Origin of the sequence: Rhodococcus maanshanensis NBRC 100610 (assembly GCF_001894865.1) — a bacterium.
Lineage (GTDB): Bacteria > Actinomycetota > Actinomycetes > Mycobacteriales > Mycobacteriaceae > Rhodococcus_G > Rhodococcus_G maanshanensis.
Genome location: NZ_BCXA01000030.1, coordinates 46,327 through 67,619, shown reverse-complemented (window position 1 = coordinate 67,619; position 21,293 = coordinate 46,327). Strand labels below are relative to the sequence as shown.

The 21,293-nt window shown below is 69.8% G+C and carries 20 protein-coding genes; 7 read left to right on the top strand and 13 right to left on the bottom strand.

Annotated features, from left to right (window positions below):
- Window positions 1-42 precede the first annotated feature (42 nt).
- Window positions 43-660 carry an FHA domain-containing protein gene (locus RM1_RS15575; protein ID WP_072752638.1) on the bottom strand — a complete coding sequence of 206 codons (618 nt, stop codon included), beginning with the start codon at window positions 658-660 and terminating at the stop codon, window positions 43-45.
- A gap of 163 nt (window positions 661-823) precedes the next feature.
- A complete protein-coding gene (locus RM1_RS26440; RefSeq protein ID WP_169922328.1) occupies window positions 824-1,663 on the bottom strand; it encodes a hypothetical protein in 840 nt (279 codons plus the stop codon).
- A gap of 624 nt (window positions 1,664-2,287) precedes the next feature.
- Here RM1_RS26440 and RM1_RS26855 point away from each other — a divergent pair.
- The 3 genes from RM1_RS26855 to RM1_RS15555 are packed head-to-tail and all read left to right on the top strand — an operon-like array spanning window position 2,288 to window position 5,439.
- Window positions 2,288-2,509: a hypothetical protein gene (locus tag RM1_RS26855; protein ID WP_245816369.1), complete on the top strand. Its 222-nt coding sequence runs from the start codon at window positions 2,288-2,290 to the stop codon at window positions 2,507-2,509.
- A 14-nt stretch (window positions 2,510-2,523) separates the two neighbouring features.
- Window positions 2,524-3,408, top strand: a complete 885-nt coding sequence (locus tag RM1_RS15560) for a hypothetical protein (protein WP_092667837.1) — start codon at window positions 2,524-2,526, stop codon at window positions 3,406-3,408.
- Between the two features lie 9 nt (window positions 3,409-3,417).
- A complete protein-coding gene (locus RM1_RS15555; protein WP_072752556.1) occupies window positions 3,418-5,439 on the top strand; it encodes a serine/threonine-protein kinase in 2,022 nt (673 codons plus the stop codon).
- A gap of 27 nt (window positions 5,440-5,466) precedes the next feature.
- On the opposite strand, the gene RM1_RS15550 is transcribed toward RM1_RS15555, so the two are convergent.
- Entirely contained in the window at window positions 5,467-6,066 is a 600-nt protein-coding gene (locus RM1_RS15550; RefSeq protein ID WP_072752554.1) for a phosphoribosylanthranilate isomerase, read from the bottom strand.
- 76 nt (window positions 6,067-6,142) lie between these two features.
- A complete protein-coding gene (locus RM1_RS15545) occupies window positions 6,143-7,024 on the bottom strand; it encodes an esterase/lipase family protein (RefSeq protein WP_245816374.1) in 882 nt (293 codons plus the stop codon).
- A 259-nt stretch (window positions 7,025-7,283) separates the two neighbouring features.
- On the opposite strand from RM1_RS15545, the gene RM1_RS15540 reads away from it, so the two are divergent.
- Window positions 7,284-7,988, top strand: a complete 705-nt coding sequence (locus RM1_RS15540; RefSeq protein WP_072752551.1) for a lysoplasmalogenase — start codon at window positions 7,284-7,286, stop codon at window positions 7,986-7,988.
- Window positions 7,989-8,031: 43 nt separating this feature from the next.
- Here RM1_RS15540 and RM1_RS15535 read toward each other — a convergent pair whose 3' ends face one another.
- Window positions 8,032-8,478 carry a hypothetical protein gene (locus tag RM1_RS15535; protein ID WP_072752632.1) on the bottom strand — a complete coding sequence of 149 codons (447 nt, stop codon included), beginning with the start codon at window positions 8,476-8,478 and terminating at the stop codon, window positions 8,032-8,034.
- A 47-nt stretch (window positions 8,479-8,525) separates the two neighbouring features.
- Here RM1_RS15535 and RM1_RS15530 point away from each other — a divergent pair, with 47 nt between their 5' ends.
- Window positions 8,526-9,314: an SDR family oxidoreductase gene (locus RM1_RS15530; RefSeq protein WP_072752550.1), complete on the top strand. Its 789-nt coding sequence runs from the start codon at window positions 8,526-8,528 to the stop codon at window positions 9,312-9,314.
- A gap of 101 nt (window positions 9,315-9,415) precedes the next feature.
- Window positions 9,416-10,015 carry a hypothetical protein gene (locus RM1_RS15525; RefSeq protein WP_072752549.1) on the top strand — a complete coding sequence of 200 codons (600 nt, stop codon included), beginning with the start codon at window positions 9,416-9,418 and terminating at the stop codon, window positions 10,013-10,015.
- A gap of 54 nt (window positions 10,016-10,069) precedes the next feature.
- On the opposite strand, the gene RM1_RS15520 is transcribed toward RM1_RS15525, so the two are convergent.
- From RM1_RS15520 to RM1_RS15510, 3 genes are all read right to left on the bottom strand, one after another.
- Window positions 10,070-11,440 carry a flavin monoamine oxidase family protein gene (locus RM1_RS15520; protein WP_072752548.1) on the bottom strand — a complete coding sequence of 457 codons (1,371 nt, stop codon included), beginning with the start codon at window positions 11,438-11,440 and terminating at the stop codon, window positions 10,070-10,072.
- A gap of 100 nt (window positions 11,441-11,540) precedes the next feature.
- Window positions 11,541-12,563: an agmatine deiminase family protein gene (locus RM1_RS15515; protein ID WP_072752547.1), complete on the bottom strand. Its 1,023-nt coding sequence runs from the start codon at window positions 12,561-12,563 to the stop codon at window positions 11,541-11,543.
- Entirely contained in the window at window positions 12,563-13,546 is a 984-nt protein-coding gene (locus tag RM1_RS15510; protein ID WP_072752546.1) for a nitrilase-related carbon-nitrogen hydrolase, read from the bottom strand. The genes RM1_RS15515 and RM1_RS15510 overlap by 1 nt, the downstream gene beginning before the upstream one ends.
- Before the next feature lie 124 nt (window positions 13,547-13,670).
- On the opposite strand from RM1_RS15510, the gene RM1_RS15505 reads away from it, so the two are divergent.
- Entirely contained in the window at window positions 13,671-14,291 is a 621-nt protein-coding gene (locus RM1_RS15505) for a TetR/AcrR family transcriptional regulator C-terminal domain-containing protein (protein WP_072752545.1), read from the top strand.
- A 22-nt stretch (window positions 14,292-14,313) separates the two neighbouring features.
- Here the strand turns inward: RM1_RS15505 and RM1_RS15500 are convergent, their stop codons facing one another.
- From RM1_RS15500 to RM1_RS15480, 5 genes are read right to left on the bottom strand one after another with little or no spacing between them, the layout of a single operon-like run.
- Window positions 14,314-15,882 carry an APC family permease gene (locus RM1_RS15500; protein ID WP_072752544.1) on the bottom strand — a complete coding sequence of 523 codons (1,569 nt, stop codon included), beginning with the start codon at window positions 15,880-15,882 and terminating at the stop codon, window positions 14,314-14,316.
- A gap of 53 nt (window positions 15,883-15,935) precedes the next feature.
- Window positions 15,936-16,817: a universal stress protein gene (locus RM1_RS15495; RefSeq protein WP_072752543.1), complete on the bottom strand. Its 882-nt coding sequence runs from the start codon at window positions 16,815-16,817 to the stop codon at window positions 15,936-15,938.
- 35 nt (window positions 16,818-16,852) lie between these two features.
- On the bottom strand, window positions 16,853-18,310 hold the full coding sequence (locus RM1_RS15490) for an NAD-dependent succinate-semialdehyde dehydrogenase (protein ID WP_072752542.1): 1,458 nt from the start codon (window positions 18,308-18,310) through the stop codon (window positions 16,853-16,855).
- A gap of 31 nt (window positions 18,311-18,341) precedes the next feature.
- A complete protein-coding gene (gene gabT / locus RM1_RS15485; protein ID WP_072752541.1) occupies window positions 18,342-19,685 on the bottom strand; it encodes a 4-aminobutyrate--2-oxoglutarate transaminase in 1,344 nt (447 codons plus the stop codon).
- Window positions 19,686-19,736: 51 nt separating this feature from the next.
- Window positions 19,737-21,170, bottom strand: a complete 1,434-nt coding sequence (locus RM1_RS15480) for an aminobutyraldehyde dehydrogenase (RefSeq protein WP_072752539.1) — start codon at window positions 21,168-21,170, stop codon at window positions 19,737-19,739.
- Window positions 21,171-21,293: the final 123 nt, after the last annotated feature.

Genomic DNA, 21,293 nt, shown 5'->3' with positions numbered 1-21,293 from the left:
TCTGCGCGTGGCAAACGTGGTGGCCTCGTCGCGGGGCGGTTCTCAGAGGTCGCGGTCGGTGACCACGCCGCTCTGCAACGCGCGTTTGGCGAGCTGCGCCCGCTTCTGATTCTGCGGCAGATCCTCCACGCCGAACTTCGAGAACAGCGTGCGCAGATGGGTTTTCACCGTCTCGACACTGACGAACAGGCGTTCCGCGATCTGCTGGTTGGAGGAGGGGTTCGCGAATGCGGCCTTGTTCTTGTAAGGCCGGCAGAGTTCGACCACGATCGCCTGCTGGGCCGGTGTCAACGCGGCGCGAGTGGGCATGGCGTCGGCGATCCCGGTCAGGTCACCGCTCGGCGGCGTGTAGTGGAAGGTCAGGGTCGAGGATCCGATCCGGATGTTGTCGCCCGCCTGCAGGCGCCTGCGCCCGGTCAGCCGCTCGCCGTTGACGAAGGTGCCGTTCCGAGAGAGCCCGTCGTCGACGATGGTCCAGTGGGTGCCCATCCACTCGATCGCCGCATGCAGGCGGGAGACGTTGTGATCCGACGCGAAGGCGATATCGGCCTGCCGAGACCGTCCCACGGTGAGGCGCGGCGAGTCCTCGACCAGTGCGAGTTCGCGTTGGTTCCCGTCGTCGTCGGTGTAGCTCAGACGGGGCCCATCCAGTTGGCTCACGGCCGCCCCAATGCGCGCCTCGGTGGGCATGACGCAAATGCCCCTGCTGGCTCAGTCTAGTTCCGATTGCCGGTCGTTGGGCCGTAGGAGTGAGCACCTTCCGACCTTGTGGTGACGTTTTATGGCCGTCTACCAGCAAGAATAGTGGATAGCCCAGCGGGATCTATTGTCCCGCCCTCGCACCGAGGGGAGACTGGGATGCAACGCGCGTGGAGCTGAGGAAGTGGTCCGGATGCCCCGACCAACACGCAAACGTCGGGCGGTGTTCGCGGTCCTGAGCATACCGATCGCGGTCGGGTGGATGGGGTTGTTGGGCCCGGGGTCGCTCGTCGCGCCGGCTGGGGCCGCTGGACAGGCAGTCGCTGTTTATGGGCCCGCGCATGCGCAGCTTCCCGTCCCGCCGGTGCCGATCCAGCCGCAGCAGCCCCAGTACGAAGCCCCGGTCGAACCGCCGGTCGAGCCACCGCAGTACGAGCCGCCGGTGGAGGTCCCGCCGGTTGAGCCGCCGGTCGAGCCACCGCAGTACGAGCCGCCGGTGGAGGTCCCGCCGGTCGAGCCGCCGGTCGAGCCGCCGCAGTACGAGCCGCCGGTGGAGGTCCCGCCGGTCGAGCCGCCGGTCGAGCCGCCGCAGTACGAGCCGCCGGTGGAGGTCCCGCCGGTTGAGCCGCCGGTCGAGCCTCCGATCGAGCCGCCGCGGTACGAGCCGCCGGTGGAGGTCCCGCCGGTTGAGCCGCCAGTCGAGCCGCCGCCGTTCGAGCAACCACCGGAACAACAACTCCCGCAACAACCGCCGCAGCCGCAGGAACAACAGCAGCCGCAGCAACAGCAACCACAGCCGCAGGAACAACAGCAACAGCAACAGCAACAGCAACAGCAACAGCAACAGCAACAGCAACAGCAGCAGGAGAAGAGCTACGAGCAACGGCTCCAAGAGTGCAAGGAAACCGGGGAGGAGTTCTGCGAGGACATCGTCAAGCGGGACGAGCCGAGCGAGGGGACGCACGATGGGCCGAGCGGAGGGACCCACGATGAGCCGGGCGGAGGGACGCACGATGAGCCGAGCGGAGGGACGCGCGACGAGCCGAGCGGAGGGACGCACGACGAGCCGGCAGGAGGGACACAGGATGAGCCGAGGGGCGGCGTGATCCTGCGGCCGCTACCCACCCCGAACGGGGGCTGTGTCGCGCCATCGGTTCAGTGTCTGGGGAACCCGAAGCCGATGCCGAAGCCCGACCCGGTGTGTCCGAATGCTCCGGGGTGTCCGACGGGCCCCGGCACATCGACACCCCCTGTCGTCGGCCTGCTGCCGATGGAGTGCCCGCTGGTCCCGTCGAAGTGCCAGCCAGGTGCGGCGATTCCCCGCGCCGACGCCGGTCGAGGTCTCGCGATCCCGGCCCTTCCCGGTGTCCCGGGACTGCCTGTGCCCGCCCCCGGGCAGCTCACCACGATGCCCGGCGACCCGCGGCAACCGCAGACTCCTGGCGCCCCCGAACAGCCATTGCCGCCGGGCCTGTGGTTCAGCGTCCCCGCTGCGGCACCCGGCGAGCCGGTGACATTGACGGGGGCGGGATGTCCGCCCGACTCCGCGGTTCGGGTTTCCGTCGGGGGCGCCCCGGCCGGTGAGGCCGTGTCCGACCCAGCCGGGGAGTTCCGGGTTCCACTGACATCCGGAACCGAGGTCGGGCGTTACGAGGTCGCCGCCGACTGCGGACCGGTGCTGACCGCGCCGCTCGAGGTTGTGCTCGTCAGCGCGGCCGGCGGGTCCACCTCCAGCGTGGTGATCATCGTGTTCTTCCTTGCGATGGGCCTGCTGATCTACCGGCGACGACTGCTTCCCGTATCCAACTGAGTTGAGGAGCACTGATGAAGACCTGGCTGATCGCGGTGCCGATCGCGATTCTCGGCATCGTCGGACTCTCGGTGACCTCCGCCGTCGCACAGACGGAATCGGCGGTGGGGGTTGCGGCGAGCGTGAACGGGCAGGACGTCGCGTTCGTAGACCAGGACCACCCCGTCTATCTCGACCCGTCAGGCGCGGCGCAGGTCGAGATCGTGCTGATGAACAACTCGGCGGAGGTCGTGAGCGTCAGCTCGGTCGACCTCTCTGGTCATGTGCTCGGGCTGAGCTTCTTCGACTATCACAGCTCGATGGCGGCCACCGTCGAGCCAGGGGAGACCCAGACGATCGCGTACGCGGTCGACCTGTCCGGTCTGGACGGCCAGGCCACCGGACTCATCAACGGCTCGCTGACCCTGCTCGACGGCAGCGGCCAGGTGATCGTCGACATCCCGATCGTCACCGATGTGCGCGGTTCGCTGATATCCGTCTACGGCCTGTTCGGGCTCGCCTTGGCAATGCTCACCGTCCTCGCGCTGCTCGACACAGTGCTGGCCATCGCCCGAAATCGGATGCCGCAGAACCGGTGGCGTCGCGGGCTGCGGTTCCTCACCCCGGGGATCGGCATCGGACTGGTGCTCGTGTTCACCCTGTCCGCGTTGCGGGTGTGGGTCCCGACGACGGAGCGGTGGCTGGTCGTCGCGGCCGCCTTCGCGGTGGGGTTCTTCTTCCTCGGCTATCTCACCCCGACGCCCCTGGACGAGGACGAGTTGGGTGAGGACGAGGAGGACTACGAGGGCGAGTTGGACGAGGCGGAGTGGCGCGAGGGCGCCGAGCGCACCCGCCGGGATCGGCCCACGGTGCCGACACAATCGGCGCAGGCCACGCTCCCCGACATCGACCGGAAATGAGCCAGGACCATGGACCGCGACACCGACCGGGTCAGCGAATCCCTGCCCGCGTACGACATCGGCGGAGAACTCGGGCGGGGCGGCTGGGGCGTCGTGCTGTCGGGGCGTCATCGTGCGCTCGGGCGGCCGGTGGCGATCAAGCAACTACCGCCGGCGTTCGCCTCCGATCCGGCTGTCCGGCACCGCTTCACGGCTGAGGGGCGACTACTCGCCTCGCTGGATCATCCGCACGTCGTGCCGGTCTACGACTATGTCGAGCACGACGGACTCTGCCTGCTGGTGATGGAGCTGCTGCCGGGCGGGACGGTCTGGAACCGGTTCGCCGGGACCGGGCTCAATTCGCACTCGGCCGTCGCCGTGGTGCTCGCCTGCGCGGCCGGCCTCAAGGCAGCGCACGAACGGGGGATCCTGCACCGGGACGTCAAGCCCGAGAACCTGATGTTCGCCGCGTCGGGGGCGGTCAAGGTGACGGATTTCGGGATCGCGAAGGTCGTCGGCGGCGACGAGACGCTCGCGACGAGGGAGGGCGATGTCATCGGGACCCCGTCATACATCGCTCCCGAGCAGGCCCGCGGCGGTGAATTGTCCCCGGCGACGGACGTTTACGCGATGGCGACGATGCTGTACGAGCTGCTCTCCGGTTCGCTGCCCTTCCCGCCCGCGGACGAGCCGATGGCGATCCTGTTCATGCACGCCTTCGATCAGCCGACGCCACTGAGCGAGACCGCGCCGACCGTTCCAGAGCAGATCGCCGAGGTGGTGATGCGCGGACTGGCGACGGATCCGCAGCAGCGCTACGCGACGGCCGAGGAGTTCGGGGTCGCACTCGCCGCGGCCTCCGCTGGACGGTGGGGACCGGGTTGGCTTGCCGCCGAGGGGATTCCGGTCATGGGTGCGGACACGATCGTGACCGCCGCCGGGATGGGTACCGCGCCGCCGCCACCGGTGGACGGGGAGCATCCGACGCTTCCGGTGACGCGGCCGCTGGCCAGGCCGGTGACCGGGACATCGACCGTGGCGGAGGCAGGCGGGCCGACGGTTGCCGGGGTGGGCGAGGCGACGGTTGCCGGTGGCGGCGAGTCGACGGCACCGGGGTCGGTTCCTCCTGGGAGCGCGCCGTTGCCGGGCACGCCCCTGCCGCCGCCGACGCCGCCCACGATGCGCCCGACGACATCCGTGCACGCTCGGGGCGTGCGGCTGATCGACGTCGCGGACGCGGATCTGGTGCCGGTGCGGTCGGTGGTGGACATTCCGTCTCCGCGCGTGCCCTATCGCATCGCGGCCGCACTCGCGGCGGTCACGATCGCTGTGGCGCTGCTTGGCCTCGGATCGGCGGTCGGCGGGGAGACCCCGCCGCCGGGGACCGTGACCGTCGCGGGGGTGGACCCAGGGACCGTCGATCCGGTCCGCGTCGATCTGGTGCAGCCGGTGCCGGTGTCCGCGGCCGGCCCGGTCCCCGCCGACTCGGTGAGCATGACCCTCAAGGCGCTCGGACAGCCGGTGAAGCAGGTGCGGACCGCGCCTTTGGCGCCCGTGGACGGCGGCGTCGCGGCCACCCTGCCCTCGCTCGGCGGTCAGTACCTCGTCGCGGGGGAACTCACCGGTGAGCTGTCCTTCCTGCAGGCGGGCCGGGTGACGCAGACCTGGCAGTTCCCCGTCCGTACCGAGCAATCGGCGCTCACGACGGCCGCCGCCGTCGGCGTGGCGGCGTTGTTCCTGTTCGGGATCGCCTATGTGGAATCGTTTGTCCGCGCGTTACGCAGGGGGCGCCGCCGGATCTCCGCGAGCATCGGTCTCCCGTTGAGCGTGGGTGTCCTCGCGGTGGCCGTCGTCGGTGCGGTCTGGGTGCTCTTGGGTCGGCAGCCCACCGTCGCCACCGTCGTGGTGTGTGCGGTGCTCGGGGTTCTCGCCGGGGTGGCCGCGGCGATCGGAGCCGCGCGGGTCGGACGGCGTCGCCGCTACCGCCGGGCGCGCTGGGAGGACGATCGTGGGCCCGATCAACGCAGAGCCCGGCGTGCCGCGGTCCGCTGACGGGTGCGGGATCCGACGAGCCGTTCGCTATCCGCGTCGGCGCACCGCGGTCACGAAGGCCGCCATCAGTTCCTGGTCCTTGACGCCGCGGCTCGACTCGATGCCGCTGCTGACGTCGACGCCCCAGGCCCCGCTGGCGTCCAGCGCCTGCGCGACGTTGAGGGGGTCGAGCCCGCCCGCGAGGATCCACCGACCGCCCGGCAGCAGAGACCGGTCCTGCCAGTCCCAGGTGACGCCCGCTCCTGCGACGGCGCCGTCGACGAGCAGGAGGTCCTCGCCGAAGCTCGCCGAGGGGTCGCCCACGCCGCCGGTGTTCACCGCCCGGACGACGCGGAGCCCGGCATCGTGGAGAGCCGTGACCTCGTCGGCCGACCGCAGATCGTGCACCTGCACGACATCGATTCCCGATGTCGTCGCGGCGGAGACGATGTCGGCGATCCCTATTCCGGTGAACACCCCGACCGCGAGGATGCCCTCGGGGACTCGCTGCCGCAGCTGCGCGGCCACCTCGGGGGTCACCTGGCGAGGGCTCCGCGCGAAGACGAATCCCACGGCGTCGACGCCGAGCTGCACGGCGCGGTCAACCGTGGCCTCGTCCCGCAGGCCACACATCTTGATGAATGTCATTGAGATCGCCGATCCTCCGTGTGCTCGTCCCTCGAGGATAGGGGCAGGCCGAGGGATCCCGGCCATCGCTCATGGGTCAGCGATAGAGCTGGTCCACGATCCAGCCCGCCGTCTCCTGGCTCGATCGAAGGCTCGAGTGGTCCACGGCGGGGCTGCCGGGGAAGACGTCTTCATAGAAGATGTTGGCCACACCGGGCTCGGTGATGAAGGAGCACGTGCCGGGCGGCGTCGCGACCTGATCGTTCTTCGTCGCCATCACGGCGTAGCTGACGCCGGGTTGGGCGATGGGCCCGTCCATGAGGGTCCGATAGAACTCGGACACCGGCGACAGTTGGAGTGCCGATGCCATCTCGGGTGACAGCGCGGCCAGCGCCGGTGCCAGGAAGGGCAGCGCCTCCAGCACCTGCACCGGGGTGACCGGCAAGTCCTTGATTCCGTACTGGGCCAGGAAACCGGCGCCGTCGCAGCCGCGGGCCTCCGGCGTGAGCAGCACCATGTCGTGCACGTCCTGCGCGCCGCCGAGCACCTTGACGAAGTAGTTCGCGACGACGGAGCCGGCAGAGTGGGCCACGATGTCGACCTGGGGTGCCCCGGTGGTGTCCTTGACCTTCGCGACGAAGTCCGCCAGCTGGCGGGCCGCGCCGGTCATGTCTCCCGCCCACCGTCGGCCGTCGATGACCCCGCCCTGGAAGACCAGGGTGCAGGCGCCCTGTTGCCGCAGCGCCGTGACGACCACCTCCCACTGGGACGCGGTGTCCGAGGTGGCGCCGTCCGCTCCTGGCAGAACCAGCACGGGACGGGGCCGGGCGCTGCTCGGTTGGCAATCGATCGCGGGCTCGACCACCGTTCCTGCCGGGAGGGCCTGCGCCGCCGAGCCGCTGTCGGGCGCAGCGATGGCAGGCGTCGCCGATATCGCGAGCACCCCCGCGAGCGCGACGCCGAGTACGCCCAGCCGCATCGACACCGATCGGGCACCATGTCTGATTCCCATACGTGTAACGCCCCCCTGTGAGCCGAGCCGACCGGCGAAATCCGATCGCAATCAAGGCCTTCGCTCACATGGCAACAGACCCCGGGATCGCCGTCAAGGCGAACCGCCGGTGCCGGGCGGCCTCGTGCGCTGGACCGATGTCGCCCTGGCGCCGCCGCCGCTAGGACCCCGACCGGTCACCCGATACGCTCGGGCCACACGTCAATCGTCACCGAAAGAGGTAGAGATGCGGCTCGAGCATGCGGTGTTCCTCGGCGCGACCGGAGCCACCGTGCTGGGTGCGGTCATCGGGAACGAACGGCTGCAGCAGGTCGCCAAGCCGCTGATCGCGCCCGCACTCGCGGTCCGGGTTCTGCGCGAGCGCTCCGAGACGGACGCCGCCGACACCGCCTTGCTGGTCGGCGGGCTCGCCGCCGCGACCGTCGGCGACGTCTTCATGATCGACCCCGACAACGATGCCAGGCTGGTGCGCGGCGCCTCGTCGTTCGCCGTCATGCAGGCCGCCTACACGACGCTGTTGCTGCGACGCGGTGCGCGCCCCACCGCGCAGGCCCTGATCCCGCGGAAGCTGGGCTGGCTCGGTGCGGCCGGTCTGCTGCGGGCAAGGGCGCGCACGGTCTCCACCCCGCTCACCGCGTACGGTGCGGCGCTGGCCACGACGTCCACGCTCTCGGCCGACCCGGCGCTGGCCCCCGGCGCCGAGACCACGGCGGGCCTTGCGCTGCCGAACGCGGACCGGAGGAGCTGGCTCGGACTGGGCGGGCTGCTGTTCACCGGCTCGGATGGCCTGATCGTGGTGCGGCGACTGTTCATCCGCAAGGAGTCGGGCCGTCGGGCCGCCGAGGGCGTGATCCTCGCGAGCTATGCGGCCGCGCAGTTCCTCCTGGTCGAAGGCATGCTCGCGCTCGGCAGGAAGAACCGCACCAGCTAGCTCCCGGGCCGCTGAACCCCGAACCCCTGTACCCCTGAACTGATTAGGGGCAGAGCACGATTCGGTCCCGATTGTGGGGGTCGACCCGGATCGGCACCGTCTTGCCCGGCACGAATTGCTCACGCATCGACGCGGGCACCTCGTAGACCACCCGGCCCGAGTAGGACTCTTCCCCGGGGACGGTGAGTTCGAGCCGCAGCTCGGTGAGTTGACCGTGATCGGCGGTCTCGGCGAGCCGCTGCGTGCTCTCGATCCTGGCCCAGCCCTCCAGCCCGCGGCGCTCCAGCTTCCGGTCCGCCCTTGGCGGCCGGTCGGCCCAGATCATCCCGAGCCCGAGCGCCGAGCCGTACGCGGCCAGCAACCCGCCGATCTGGTACGGGACGGTGCCCGGCGGCGTGTGTTGGACGAGCCAGCCCAGCCAGATCGCCAGGACGATCAGGTAGCCGACGGTGATGGTCAGCACCGTGCGGACGATGCGCTCGTGAAACATCGATTCCTCCACCCCCCAGGGTAGGCGCACGGCATACGCTGGCCGACATGGCGAAGCAGACAGTGGTCATCACCGGTGCGGCGGCCGGGATCGGCAGGGCGACCGCGCTGGAGTTCGCGCGGGCCGGATACCTCGTCGGTGCCTTCGACATCGACGAGACCGGCCTCGCGGACCTGGCACGGGAGATCCGTGCGGGTGGCGGGGAGGTCTCCACCGGTCTGCTGGACGTCACCGATGCCGAGCAGTGGGATGCGCGGCTCGCCGAGTTCGCGGAGGTGGCCTCGCACCGCCTCGACATCCTGGTGAACAACGCGGGGGTGCTCTACTCGGGCAGGTTCGAGGAGATTCCGCTCGCCGAGCATCAGCGGATGCTCGACATCAATGTCGGCGGCGTCGTGATCGGCAGCCGGGCCGCCTTCCCCTACCTGCAGGCGACGCCCGGTTCGCAGCTGGTCAACCTGTGTTCGGCCTCGGCGATCTACGGCCAGCCCGAGCTCGCCACCTACGGCGCCACCAAGTTCGCCGTCCGGGGCCTCACCGAGGCGCTGGAGCTGGAGTGGCGGCGGCACCGTATCAGGGTGCTCGCGGTCTGGCCGCTGTTCGTGAACACCGCGATGACCGGGAACCTGGACATGCGCAGCGCCGACTCGCTCGGCATCAAGCTGACCGCGGCCGACGTCGCGAAGGTCGTCGTCAAGGCGACCAGGCGCTCGCACCGGATGCTGGCGAAGGTGCACTATCCGGTGGGTCGGCAGGCCGGCGCGATGATGGTGGCGTCGCGGTTCTCCCCGACCTGGCTGATCAGGGAGATCAACCGGCGGATCAGCCACACCTAGGAGTCGTCCGCCCGGGACCCCCGCACCCGATCCCTTGCCCACGGCGACCTCGGCCCGTCGGCCACTAGAGTTCTTGGCGACCGTCGAGGAAGGGTGTGCGTGTGCGTTCAGGTCGGGTTGTAGCAGCGGTGTTCGGTGTCGCGGTGGTGTTCGGTGCCGCCGCCTGCGGCAGCTCCGAGGCCGGTCAGGCGCCGCCGACCAGTCAGGCGGTGCCCACGACCACGGCCTCGGTGCCCACCACCACGTTCGCGCCGACGACCACCACCAGCGCGCCGCCCACGACGACCACCACCACCAGCAGCGCGCCGCCCTCGACGACCGCCGTCGAGTACGCACGCAACGAGGCGGTCTACTTCAGCTCTCCGACGGGCGGCTTCGAGTGCGGCATCATCTCGCTGCCCACCAGGACCGAGGCCGGCTGTCAGGGCTCCACCACCCCGATCCCGCCAAGGCCGGAGAACTGCATGGTGAACTGGGGCAACGGGATCAGGGTGACGGGCAAGGGTCCCGGGGAGTTCCTGTGCTCCGGCGGTCCGGTCTACACCTCCGGCGTCTCGGCGGCGGACTCCGTGCTCTCGCTCGGGGACAAGGTGAGCTCGTTCGGGTTCACCTGCAAGTCCGAGGCGAAGGGCGTGACCTGTGTGAAGGACGACACCGGGCACGGGTTCCGAATCGCGACCGACTCCAACGAGACGTTCTGAGCGCGACGGAGCCGGGGAGGTGTCCCTCCCCGGCTCCGTCGCGTTCGGCCGAGCTCAGTGCGCGGCGTTGCCCAATGCGAGAGCGATGTCCTCGGCCGTCCGCAGCCCCATCCGGATCGCGCCGTCCACGTGCTGGTATCCGGCGCCCGCGATGTCGGAACACGAGAAGTGGATCGGTCCAACGGGGGTGCGCTGGTCGCGCCCGTAGCGGTGTAGGCCACCCAGATCGAAGCTGGCGGCGTAGGCGCCGCGGGTCCACTCCTCCGAGCCCCAATCCGATTCGTAGTACACCACCGGCTCCGCGGCCAGGGGGCCGAGGAAACGCGCGATGGACTCGAGGATCCTGCCCTTGCGCTCGGCCGTCGACAGCTCGAACATCGCATCGGCCTTCTCGTCGGAGACGAACGCGACCAGGGTGCCGCGGGTGTCGCCGTAGTTGGTGTTGTCGTACACCTCCTGCACCAATTCTGCTGCGCTGAAACCGGTTCCGGACAAACCGTCCTCGCGCCAGAACGGGGTGTCGTACACGGCGTGCACCTTGATGACGAGGCCGAGGGACTGGTGCTGGTGCATCTGGTGCTGTCGACGCGGCAGTGGCGGATCGAACGACATCCGCGGGTACAGGTTGGGCGGCACCGCCAGCACGACGCGGCGGGCGTCCACCCGGAGGTCCCCGTCCGCGAGGACGGTGACCCCGTCGTTGCCCCATTGGACGGTGCGGACCGGCGAGTTCAGGAAGACGTTGTCGCCCAACGACTCCGCGAGTCCGAGCGAGACCTGCTGCAGGCCGCCGATGACACGGCGGTCGAGGATGAAGTCCTCGTTCACCAGGTTGCTGAACGAGCCGGCGGACGCCGCCATCAGCACCGCCTGCAGCGCGGAGAACGCGTGGGCGGGCTTGGTCAGCATGCCGCCTGCGACGAACAGGCTGATGTTGTTGCGGGCCTCCTCGTCGTCGCTGTGCGCCGCCAGCCACTGCCGGAAGGAGACGGTGTCGAGCTCGCGGGCACGGGGGTGTGCCCACGGCTCCTCGGCGCCGATCTCGGCTGCGAGCTCGTCCAGGATCGCGACGAGCCGGTCCATCTCGGCGCGGGTGTGCTCGCTGACCGGGAAGGAGTCGCCGGAGTACGCGGTGCGGGTGCCGTCGGGTGCGATGTAGACCGAGTCGCCCTCGCGGTACCGGTCGAACGTCTTGAGCCCCAGCGTCTCCAGCGTGGCGTACAGCGCCGACTGGTCGGGGGAGACCCACTGGCCGCCGATTTCCAGCATCGCGCCGTCGACCGTGTCGGTCCAGGTCCGGCCGCCGACTCGATCGCGGGCCTCGAGCACCGCGACGGACAGCCCGGCCTTCTTCAGCTCGGTGGCGGCGGTCAGGCCGGACGGACCGGCCCCGACGACGACGACATCACGGGTGATTGCGGGCAAGGGAACTCCTTCATCGAAGGTGGGGTGGGTTCGATTCTGTTTCCCAGGGCACACTTTCGCGGGTGCCGATGCGTCGAATCTCGCATCGGCATCCGCGCCACTATGGCGCGCTGGGTTGGTTCTGGGTGATGCAGTGGATGCCGCCGCCGCGCGCGAAGATCGGGCGCGCGTCGACGCTGACCACCTGCCTGCCGGGGTACGCGTCGGCCAGGATGGCCGCGGCCTCGGTGTCGTTCTCGTCGCCGAAGGCACACGCGACGACCACGCCGTTGGCCACGTAGTGGTTGAGGTAGCTGAAGTCGACGAAACCCTCGGCGTCGGTGAGCGTGCGGGGCGCGGGCACCGGGACGATCTGCCAGGGCCTGCCCGCCGCGTCGGTGGTCCGGCCGAGCAGGTCGATGATCTCGCGGCTGACCGCGTGGTCGGGGTGCTCCGGTGCGCGCTGGTCGTGCACCAGCACGACGCCGGGCGCGGTGATGGCAGCGACGATGTCGACGTGCCCGCGGGTGCCGTAGCGCTCGTGGTCGCGGGTGAGCCCGCGCGGCAGCCAGATCACCGTGGTCGCGCCGATGGTGCGGGCGAGTTCCGCCTCCACCTCGGCCTTGGTCAGGCCGGGGTTGCGGCCGGGGTCCAGCTGCACGGTCTCGGTGACCAGCACCGTCCCCTCGCCGTCGACCTGGATGCCGCCGCCCTCGTTCACCAGCGGCGAGTCGATCAGCTCCACCTCTGCCCGATCCGCGACGAACGCGCCGATCTTCGAGTCCCGGTCCCAGCGGGCCCAGTCCTGACCGCCCCAGCCGTTGAAGACCCAGTCCACCCCGCCGACGCGGCCGTCGTCCGAGACGACGAAGGTCGGACCGATGTCGCGCATCCAGGCGTCGTTCAGCGGTGCCTCGGCGAGCTCGACGGCCCCGCTCAGGTACCGCTTGGCCGCGTCCACCTCGGCCGGGTCGACGACCACCGTGACCGGCTCGAACTCGGCGACCGCGTTCGCGACCGCGGCCCATGCCGACCTGGCCTCGTGGTGTTCCTCGGCGGTGTCGCCGAGCGAGTAACCCTCGCTCGGGTACGCCATCCAGGTGCGCTCGTGTCGGTCCCGCTCCGCGGGCATCCGCCAACCCATCACGACCTGCCCATGGGGTGCGCGGTCTCGACCGGCGCGGTGAGCCGGCCGTACGTGTCGGGACGCCGGGTGGCGAGGAACGGGAACAGGGTCAGCCAGTCCTGCCGCTGCGCGAGGTCGAGATCGGCCACCAGGACCGCGGACTCGTCCCTCGGGGCCTGCACCAGGATCCGTCCGTACGGGTCGGAGATGAACGAGGAGCCGTAGAAGGTGATCAGGCCCTCGTCGCCGTACCGATTGGGGGCCACCATGAACGTGCCGTTGGCGATGCCGTTGCCGACGATCACCTGCTGCCACAGCGGCTGGGTGTCGAAGTCGGGGTGATCCGGTTCGGAGCCGATGGCGGTGGGGTAGACGAGGATCTCCGCGCCGCCGAGCGAGTACATGCGGGCGACCTCGGGGAACCACTCGTCCCAGCAGGTCGGCATGCCGATGCGGGCGCCGTCGAGTCGGTCGGGGGCGTGCACGGCATACGCCTCGTCGGTGGCAGGGCCGCCACGGAAGTAGGTGTCCTCGTAATAGCCGGCAGTCACCGGGATGTGCAGCTTGCGGGTGCGGGCGACGAGTTCGCCGCTCGGCGCGACGAGGATCGCCGTGTTGAATCCCAGCCCGTCGGCGTAGTTGGTGCCGTTCTCCTCGCCGCGCCGCTCGTAGAGCGAGGCGTGCACCAGCACGCGGTGTTCGGCGGCGGCCTTGGCGGCGAAGGTGAAGGTCGGCCCGGTGAGCAGGTCCTCGGCGTGATCGCCCGGGCTGTCGCCGCCGGGAGTGAAGGCCGGATAGCGGCTCAGCGTCAGCTCGGGCAGGAACACCACCCGCGCGCCGTGGCGGGCGGCCTCGGCGATGCCGCCGCGCAGTTCGGCGCGCAGCGCGTCCTCGTCCTCGTTCCAGCGGTGCTGGACGAGGGCCACGCGCAAGGGCGGGCGGGAGGGCTCCTGCACGCGGGCGGGGGAGTTCGGGGGTGTGAGTGAAGTGATGGTCAACATCGGTGTCCTGGGGTGTGATCCGGGGATAAAACGAATGTGATTCGTTAAGTATGGTGATTTCCTGCCCCGTTGACAAGGGGGAGAGTGCGAACGGCCAGATCTGGCCGGAGGAGGAGGAGGACGGATGCCGCGCCCACCGCAGCGCCTGCTATCGGCGCAGATCATCGTCGATGCGGCGCTGAAAATGGTCGACACCGCAGGCGATTTCACGATGCCGGGGCTTGCCGAGCGCCTGAACGTACGGCCCTCGTCGCTGTACAACCACGTCTCGGGCCGCGCCGAGATCATCGAGTTGATGCGGGCAAGGGCGATGGCATCGATCCGCCTCGACGAGCACGACGCGGCCGCTGACCACTGGATCGACACCGTGGCGTCGCTGGCCCGGGAGTATCGGCTCAGCTACTCGAAGCACCCGCGGCTGATCCCACTGCTGACCGCACACACGGTGCAGACCGATGTCGCCTTCGAGATGTACAACGCGCTGGCGACGGCCTTCACCGCGGGCGGGTTCTCCCCGGCCGAGGTGCTGCACGCCATCACCGCCCTCGACAGTTTCGTGCTCGGTTCGGCGCTGGATCTTGCTGCACCCCAGGAAGTGTGGGCGAACACGCCGCGAGCGAACGAGCCGATGCGGGCCGCGCTGGCCGCGGCGGGTACCGCACCGAATCGTGCCGACGACGCCTTCGACTTCGGCCTGCGCGTGCTCATCGCCGGACTGCGAGCCGAGGCTTCGTCGGCGCGATGACGATGACCACCCGCGGGCCGGATCAGCTGACCTTCGCCGTCGCCGGGAGTTCGGCAGGAAGGTCGTCGGTGAAAGCGGGTGTGGAACGGGTCAGCGTCTCGCCCCGGAAGAACGCGGGATTGCGCGCGCGCATCACGAGCATCAGGATCGCTCCGAGCACCAGGAGCCCGAAGCCCAGGTAGAACACCAGTCCGATGCCGCCGATCGCCGTGCCGCTGCCGTTGTCCGGGTTCATGCTCTCCCCGACGGAGATCACGAACACGACCAGCAGCATGATGCCGCCGAGCAGCGGGAAGAGGAACTTGAAGGCGATATTGCGCGCGCTGCTGAACAGCTCGTGGCGGAAATACCAGACGCAGGCGAACGCGGTGATGCCGTAGTACCAGCAGATCATGATGCCGAGCGCCGCGATGGTGTCGAGCAGCGTGCGCTCGGAGAGGAACGTCGTGATCGTGTAGAACGCGGCGGTCACCGCGCCTGCCACGACCGCGGCGAACGAGGGCACCATGAAGCGGGGGTGGATCTCGGCGAGCTTCTTCGGGAAGGCGCCGTACGCGCCCATCGCGAGCATGGTGCGCGCCGCGGGCAGGAACGTGGTCTGCAGGCTGGCGGCCGACGAGGCCAGCACGGCGAGGAACAGCACAAGGCCGCCCCATGGTCCGAGCACCGACTCGCCGAGTGCGCCGAAGACGTTCTCCGCGTTGTCCGGGTTGCCGAGACCGACGCCGGTGTCGCCGACTCCCGCATACATCATCGACGCGACCGCCACGAGCAGGTAGGTCACCAGGACGGACAGCACGCACAGCAGGCCGGCGCGGCCAGGGGTCCGTTTTGGGTCCTTGCTCTCCTCGCCGAGGGTCAGGCAGGTGTCCCAGCCCCAGAAGGCGAAGATCGACCCGGTGAGGCCGACTGCGAACGCGGCGATGGTGACCCCGGTGAACGGGTTGAACCAGTCCAGGCTGAAGTTCAGGTGCGCGGGTGCGTCGCCTGCGGCGACGTGCCACAGGGCGACACCCGCGAACGCAAGCAGCACGGTCATCTGGAATCCGACCAGCACGAACTGGACGCGCTCGCTGGTCGTGATGCCGCGGCTCGACACCCAGGTGGCGATCGCCAGGAACACCAGCGTCGTCCCGACGTTCACGAACTTGTTGTCCGAGAGGTCGGCGATCTGCGGTGCGTCGAACAGTCGCGCGATGAACAGGTAGAAGAACTGCACCGCGATCGCGGCCAGGTTCGACAACACGATGATCGTCGCGATGACCATGCCCCAGCCGCACATCCAGCCGACGTAGGGGCCGAAGGCCTTCGTCGACCAGGTGAACGAGGCCCCGCAGTCCGGTGATTCGGAGTTCAGCTCTCGGTAGGCATAGGCGGTCAGGAACATCGGGATGAAGCCGGCGATGAAGATCGCGGGCATCTTCAGCCCCACCGCCGCGACGATCAGCCCGATGCTCGCCGTGAGCGTGTATCCGGGTGCCACCGAGGAGATCCCGAGGATCGCCCCAGAGAGCGTGCCGACCTTGTTGGACGCCAGTCCCTTGGCCACGAGGCCATCGGTCGGCGGCGCGGCCGTGTGTTGTCTATCCATGGTCCAGCTCCCTGGGTCAGTGTCCTTCGCCTTGTCGGGCGGGCACGGATGGGTCAGTCATCGAGATGGCGGTCCGAATTGGGGACGACCACCATGGGCACCGGGATCACGCGCAGCATCTTCGCTGCGGTCGACCCGAGGAAAAGTCGTTGGTGTTGAGCGAGTCGGCTGGACCCGACCAGGATGAGATCGCCCTCGTGCCAGTCGAGGGTGCTCACAGCGGATTCGACGGAGTCGCCGTCGGCCACGAGGGCCGTCGTGGCAACACCATGATCGAGCCGAGACCTGGCTTCCTCCACCATGTTCCTGGCATGGGTGAGCGCGCGCTCGCGGACCTCGCCCGGCTCGCCGCGCAGATCGTGATGCGGTTCGATCGACACCAGCGATACCAGACGCAGTGGGGTCTGCATGCGCCCGCAGCTGCGGACCGCGGTGCGCAGCAAGATATCTGCGCCCGCGCGTGTACCGACCGCGCAGGTCACCTCGCGCACACGTCGGGTGTGGTGGTAGCGGGTTCCGCGCGGTGCCAGGGCCACCGGCACGGGGGAGCTGTGCAGCAACTCGCTGGTCACCGTGCCGATGGCGTGCCTGCCGAGCAGGCCGTCGCGGGCAGCGCCGACCACGATGGCCTGCGCATGCAGCCGCGCCGCCTCGTCGAGCAGGCCCTGGGAGAAGGACTCGTGGAAGCTCAGATGAGCAGTCGCGCTCACGTCCTCGGGAACGGACCCGAGCGCGTCGGCCAACCATTGGTGGGCCTGCTCGACCAGCGCGTCGTCGTAGCCGGGATCGTCGGGCAGCCGGATCGGCAGCGTTCGGTCGGGGGGAATCACCATGCAGATGCTCAGGCTCGCATTCAGGCTGCGGGCGAGCCGAATCCCAAGCGCGAGACCATCATCCCCGCTCGGGGTGGCGATGTAGCCGACGACCAACTGCATGGTGATCCTCCGAGTTCTCTACAGCGTTGACGTGGTCAGGCGGGCAGCGCGATGTACTTGGTGCTGAGGTATTCGTCGATGCCCTCGGTGCCGCCCTCGCTGCCGAGGCCGGACTGCTTGACCCCGCCGAAGGGTGCCGCGGGGTCGGAGATCACGCCGCGGTTCACGCCGACCATCCCGGACTCGAGGGCAGCGGCCACGCGCATGGCCCGGTCGAGGTCGCGGGTGTAGAAGTAGGCGGCGAGCCCGTACTCGGTGTCGTTGGCGGCGGCGATGGCCTCGGCCTCGGTGTCGAAGCCGGTGATCGCGGCGACCGGCCCGAAGATCTCCTCGCGCACGATTCGTGCGCCTGCCGGGACCTCGTCGAGCACGGTCGGCTCGAAGAAGTACCCCGGACCGTCGACGACGTGCCCGCCGGTACGCACCCGGGCGCCCGCGTCCACCGCGTCGGCGACGAGCGCGGCAACGGCGCCGCGTTGCCTGTCGTTGATCAGCGGTCCGAGCTCGGTTCCGTCCTCGTAGCCGGGACCGACGCGGAGCGCCGCGATCCGCTCGGTGAGCTTGGCGGTGAACTCCTCGCGCACGGCGTTGTGCACGAGGATCCTGTTGGCGGCCGTGCAGGCCTCACCGCCGTTGCGCATCTTCGCCGCCATCGCACCGGTGACCGCGCCGTCGACGTCCGCGTCGTCGAACACGATGAACGGGGCGTTGCCGCCGAGCTCCATCGAGGTGCGCAGCACCTGCTGGGCGGACTGCTCGATGAGCAGCTTGCCGACGCGGGTGGACCCGGTGAAGGTCACCTTGCGCAGCCGCGGGTCGGCGAGCAGCGGCTCGGTGACGGAGGCCGCGTCCGAGGTGGGCAGCACCGAGAGCACCCCGGCCGGCAGCCCCGCCTCGGCGAGGATCTCGGCGAGCAGCAGCATGGTCAGCGGGGTGTCCTCGGCGGGCTTGACGATCATCGTGCACCCGGCGGCGAGGGCGGGACCGATCTTGCGGGTGCCCATGGCCAGCGGGAAGTTCCACGGCGTGATCGCCAGGCACGGCCCAACCGGCGCCTTGGTGACCAGGATCCGCCCGTTGCCCGACGGTGCCTCGGTGTAGCGGCCGCCGATCCGCACGGCCTCCTCGCTGAACCAGCGCAGGAACTCGGCGCCGTAGGCCACCTCCCCGCGGCTCTCGGCCAGGGTCTTGCCCATCTCGACGGTCATCAGCAGCGCCAGGTCCTCGGTTCGCTCGACGACCAGTTCCCACGCCCGCCGCAGGATTCGCGAGCGCTCCCGCGGCGCGGTCGCCGCCCACTCGTCCTGTACCCGGCAGGCGGCGTCGAGAGCCAGGAGGGCGTCCTTGCCGCGGGCGTCGGCGACCTCGGCCACCACCGCGCCGGTGGCGGGGTTCACGACGGAGAAGTGGCCGCCGTCAACGGGATCGGTGTCGGCGCCGTCGATCCAGAGGCGGGTGGGAACGGAGGCGAGGAGGCGGGCGATGCTGCTCATGGGCGGTCCTGTTTCGGCGAGGTGGGATGGGTCAGGCGGCAGCGGCGCGGATCGCCTGCTCGAGGACGGTGAGTGCGTCGTCGAGCAGGTCGTCGTCGATGACCAGGGGCGGCAGGAGGCGGATGACGTTGCCGTAGGTGCCGCAGGTCAGCACGATGACGCCCTGTTCGAGCGCCTTGGCGGCGATGGCCTTCGTCAGGTCGGCGTCGGGCTCGGTGGTGCCGGGGCGGACGAGTTCGATCGCGATCATGGCGCCACGGCCGCGGACCTCGCCGATGGCGGGGACCTGTGCGGCGAGGGCGCGCAGTCGGGTGGTGGCGGTGTCGCCGATGTGGCGGGCGCGGGCGGGCAGGTCGAGTTCGCGCATGGTCTCGATGGTGGCGAGGGCGGCGGCGCAGGCGATGGGGTTGCCGCCGTAGGTGCCGCCGAGTCCGCCGGGGTGCACGGCGTCGAGGAGTTCGGCGCGGCCGGTGATCGCCGAGAGGGGCAGGCCGCCCGCGATGCCCTTGGCCATGGTGATGATGTCGGGGACGATCTGCTCGTCGTCGCAGGCGAACCAGGAGCCGGTGCGGGCGAACCCGGTCTGGACCTCGTCGGCGATGAACACGACCCCCTTCTCGCGAGCCCATGCGGTGAGGGTGGGCAGGAATCCCGGTGCGGGGACGATGAATCCGCCCTCACCCTGGATGGGTTCGAGGATGATCGCGGCGACGCTGTCGGCGCCGATCTGCTTCTCGATCTGGGTGATGGCGCGGCGGGCGGCCTGCTCGCCGGTCAGCCCCTGCTCGTCGCGGAACGGGTACGACATCGGCATCCGGTAGACCTCGGGGGCGAACGGGCCGAAGTTCGTCTTGTACGGCATCGACTTCGCGGTCAGCGCCATCGTGAGATTGGTGCGGCCGTGGTAGGCGTGGTCGAACGCCACGACGGCCATCCGGCCGGTGGCCAGGCGGGCGACCTTGATCGCGTTCTCCACGGCCTCGGCGCCGGAGTTGAAGAGCACGGTGCGCTTCTCGTGGTCACCGGGGGTCAGGGCCGCCAGTTCCTCGGCAACCCGGATGTAGCTCTCGTAGGGGGTGACCATGAAGCAGGTGTGCGTGAAATGCGCGGCCTGCTCGGAAACCGCCTGGGCAACACGGGGATCGGAGGCGCCGATGCTGGTGACCGCGATGCCGGCGCCGAGGTCGATGAGGGAGTTGCCGTCCACGTCCACGATCACGCCGCCGTCCGCGTCTGCGGCGTAGACGGGCACGCTTGATCCGACTCCTGCCGCGACCGCGGCGCGCCTGCGGATGCCCAGCTCGGTCGACTTCGGGCCTGGCAGCTCGGTGACCAGCGCGCGCTTCTGGGGGAGACGGTAGGAAATGGTGCTCATGTCAGGGTCCTTCTTGGAGGTGGTTCGATGCGGGGGTGCGTCGGCCGCGGATCAGTCGTGCGAGCTCATGACGTGCTTGAGCCGCGTGTATTCCTCGACCCCGTAGGCCGAGAGGTCCTTGCCGTAGCCGGACTGCTTGAAGCCGCCGTGCGGCATCTCGGCCACCAGCGGGATGTGGCAGTTGACCCAGACGGCGCCCGCGTCGAGCGCGGCGGACACCCGCTGAACGGTGGCGTGATCGCGCGTCCAGACGCTGGCGGCGAGGCCGTAGTCGACGTCGTTGGCGAGGGTGACGGCCTCGTCCTCGTCGGAGAAGGACTGCACGGTGAGCACCGGGCCGAACGTCTCCTCCTGCACGATGGGGTCGTGCTGCTCGACCCCGGTGATGACGGTCGGGGCGAAGAAGTACCCGGTGTCGCCGACGCGGGTGCCGCCGGTACGGACCTTGGCCGACGGCGGCAGGGCGGCGATCTTCTCGGCGACGCGGGCGAAGTGCCCGGCGTTGTTGAGCGGCCCGTAGAACGCGTCCGGGTCGTCGGGCAGACCGGGCCGGATGGTCTCCGCCTTGCGGACGAGGGCGTCGACGAGGGCGTCGTGGATCGACTCGTGCACGAGCACCCTGGTCGCGGCGGTGCAGTCCTGCCCGCCGTTGAAGAACGCGGCCTCGGCGATCCCGGTCGCCGCCCGCTCGACGTCGACGTCGCCGAACACAACGGCAGGCGCCTTGCCGCCGAGCTCGAGGTGCGCCCGCTTGAGCTGCTTGGCCGCCGCGACCGCGACCGCGATCCCCGCCCGCACCGACCCGGTGATCGACACCAGGCCGAGGGTCGGGTGCTCGACCAGGCTCGCACCGGTCTGCGCATCGCCGAGGACCACGTTGAACACGCCGTCCGGCAGGATCCCCTTCGACAGCTTCGCCAGCACCAGGGTGCTCTCCGGGGTGGTGTCGCTCGGCTTGAGCACGATCGTGTTCCCGGCCGCCAACGCCGGACCGATCTTCCAGATCGCCATCATCAGCGGGTAGTTCCACGGCGTGACCTGACCGACCACGCCGATCGGCTCACGCCGTACGTACGAGGTGAATCCCTCCATGTACTCGCCTGCCGACTTGCCCTCGAGCATCCGGGCCGCGCCGGCGAAGAACCGCAGCTGGTCCGCCCCGGCCTTCACTTCCTCCGACGCGACGGCAGCCTTCGACTGGCCGGTGTTTCGGCACTGTGCCTCCACCAGTTCGTCGCTGTGCGCCTCGACGGCGTCGGCCAGCGCCAGCAGCGCCGCCTGCCGCTGCCCGGGCGTGGTCTTGCCCCACGTCAGGAACGCGCGCTGCGCCGCGGCGACCGCGGCGTCGACGTCCGCCGTGGTCGACACGGGGGCGCGCCCGGCGACCGTCTCGTCGACCGGGCTGATCAGGTCGATCACCTGGTCGGATGCGGACTGCGTGAATTCGCCGTCGATGTAGTTCTTCAGAAGTGCTGACGTCGGCACCGGGGGTCCTCTCGATCGGGGGCTTCCCCAATGTGCTCCCCCTCACATCTCGCGTCATCTGCCAAAATGGCGGGTGCCAGAGTCAATCGTTCGCCGGATCGGCGCATTGCCCGACGCGCGAAC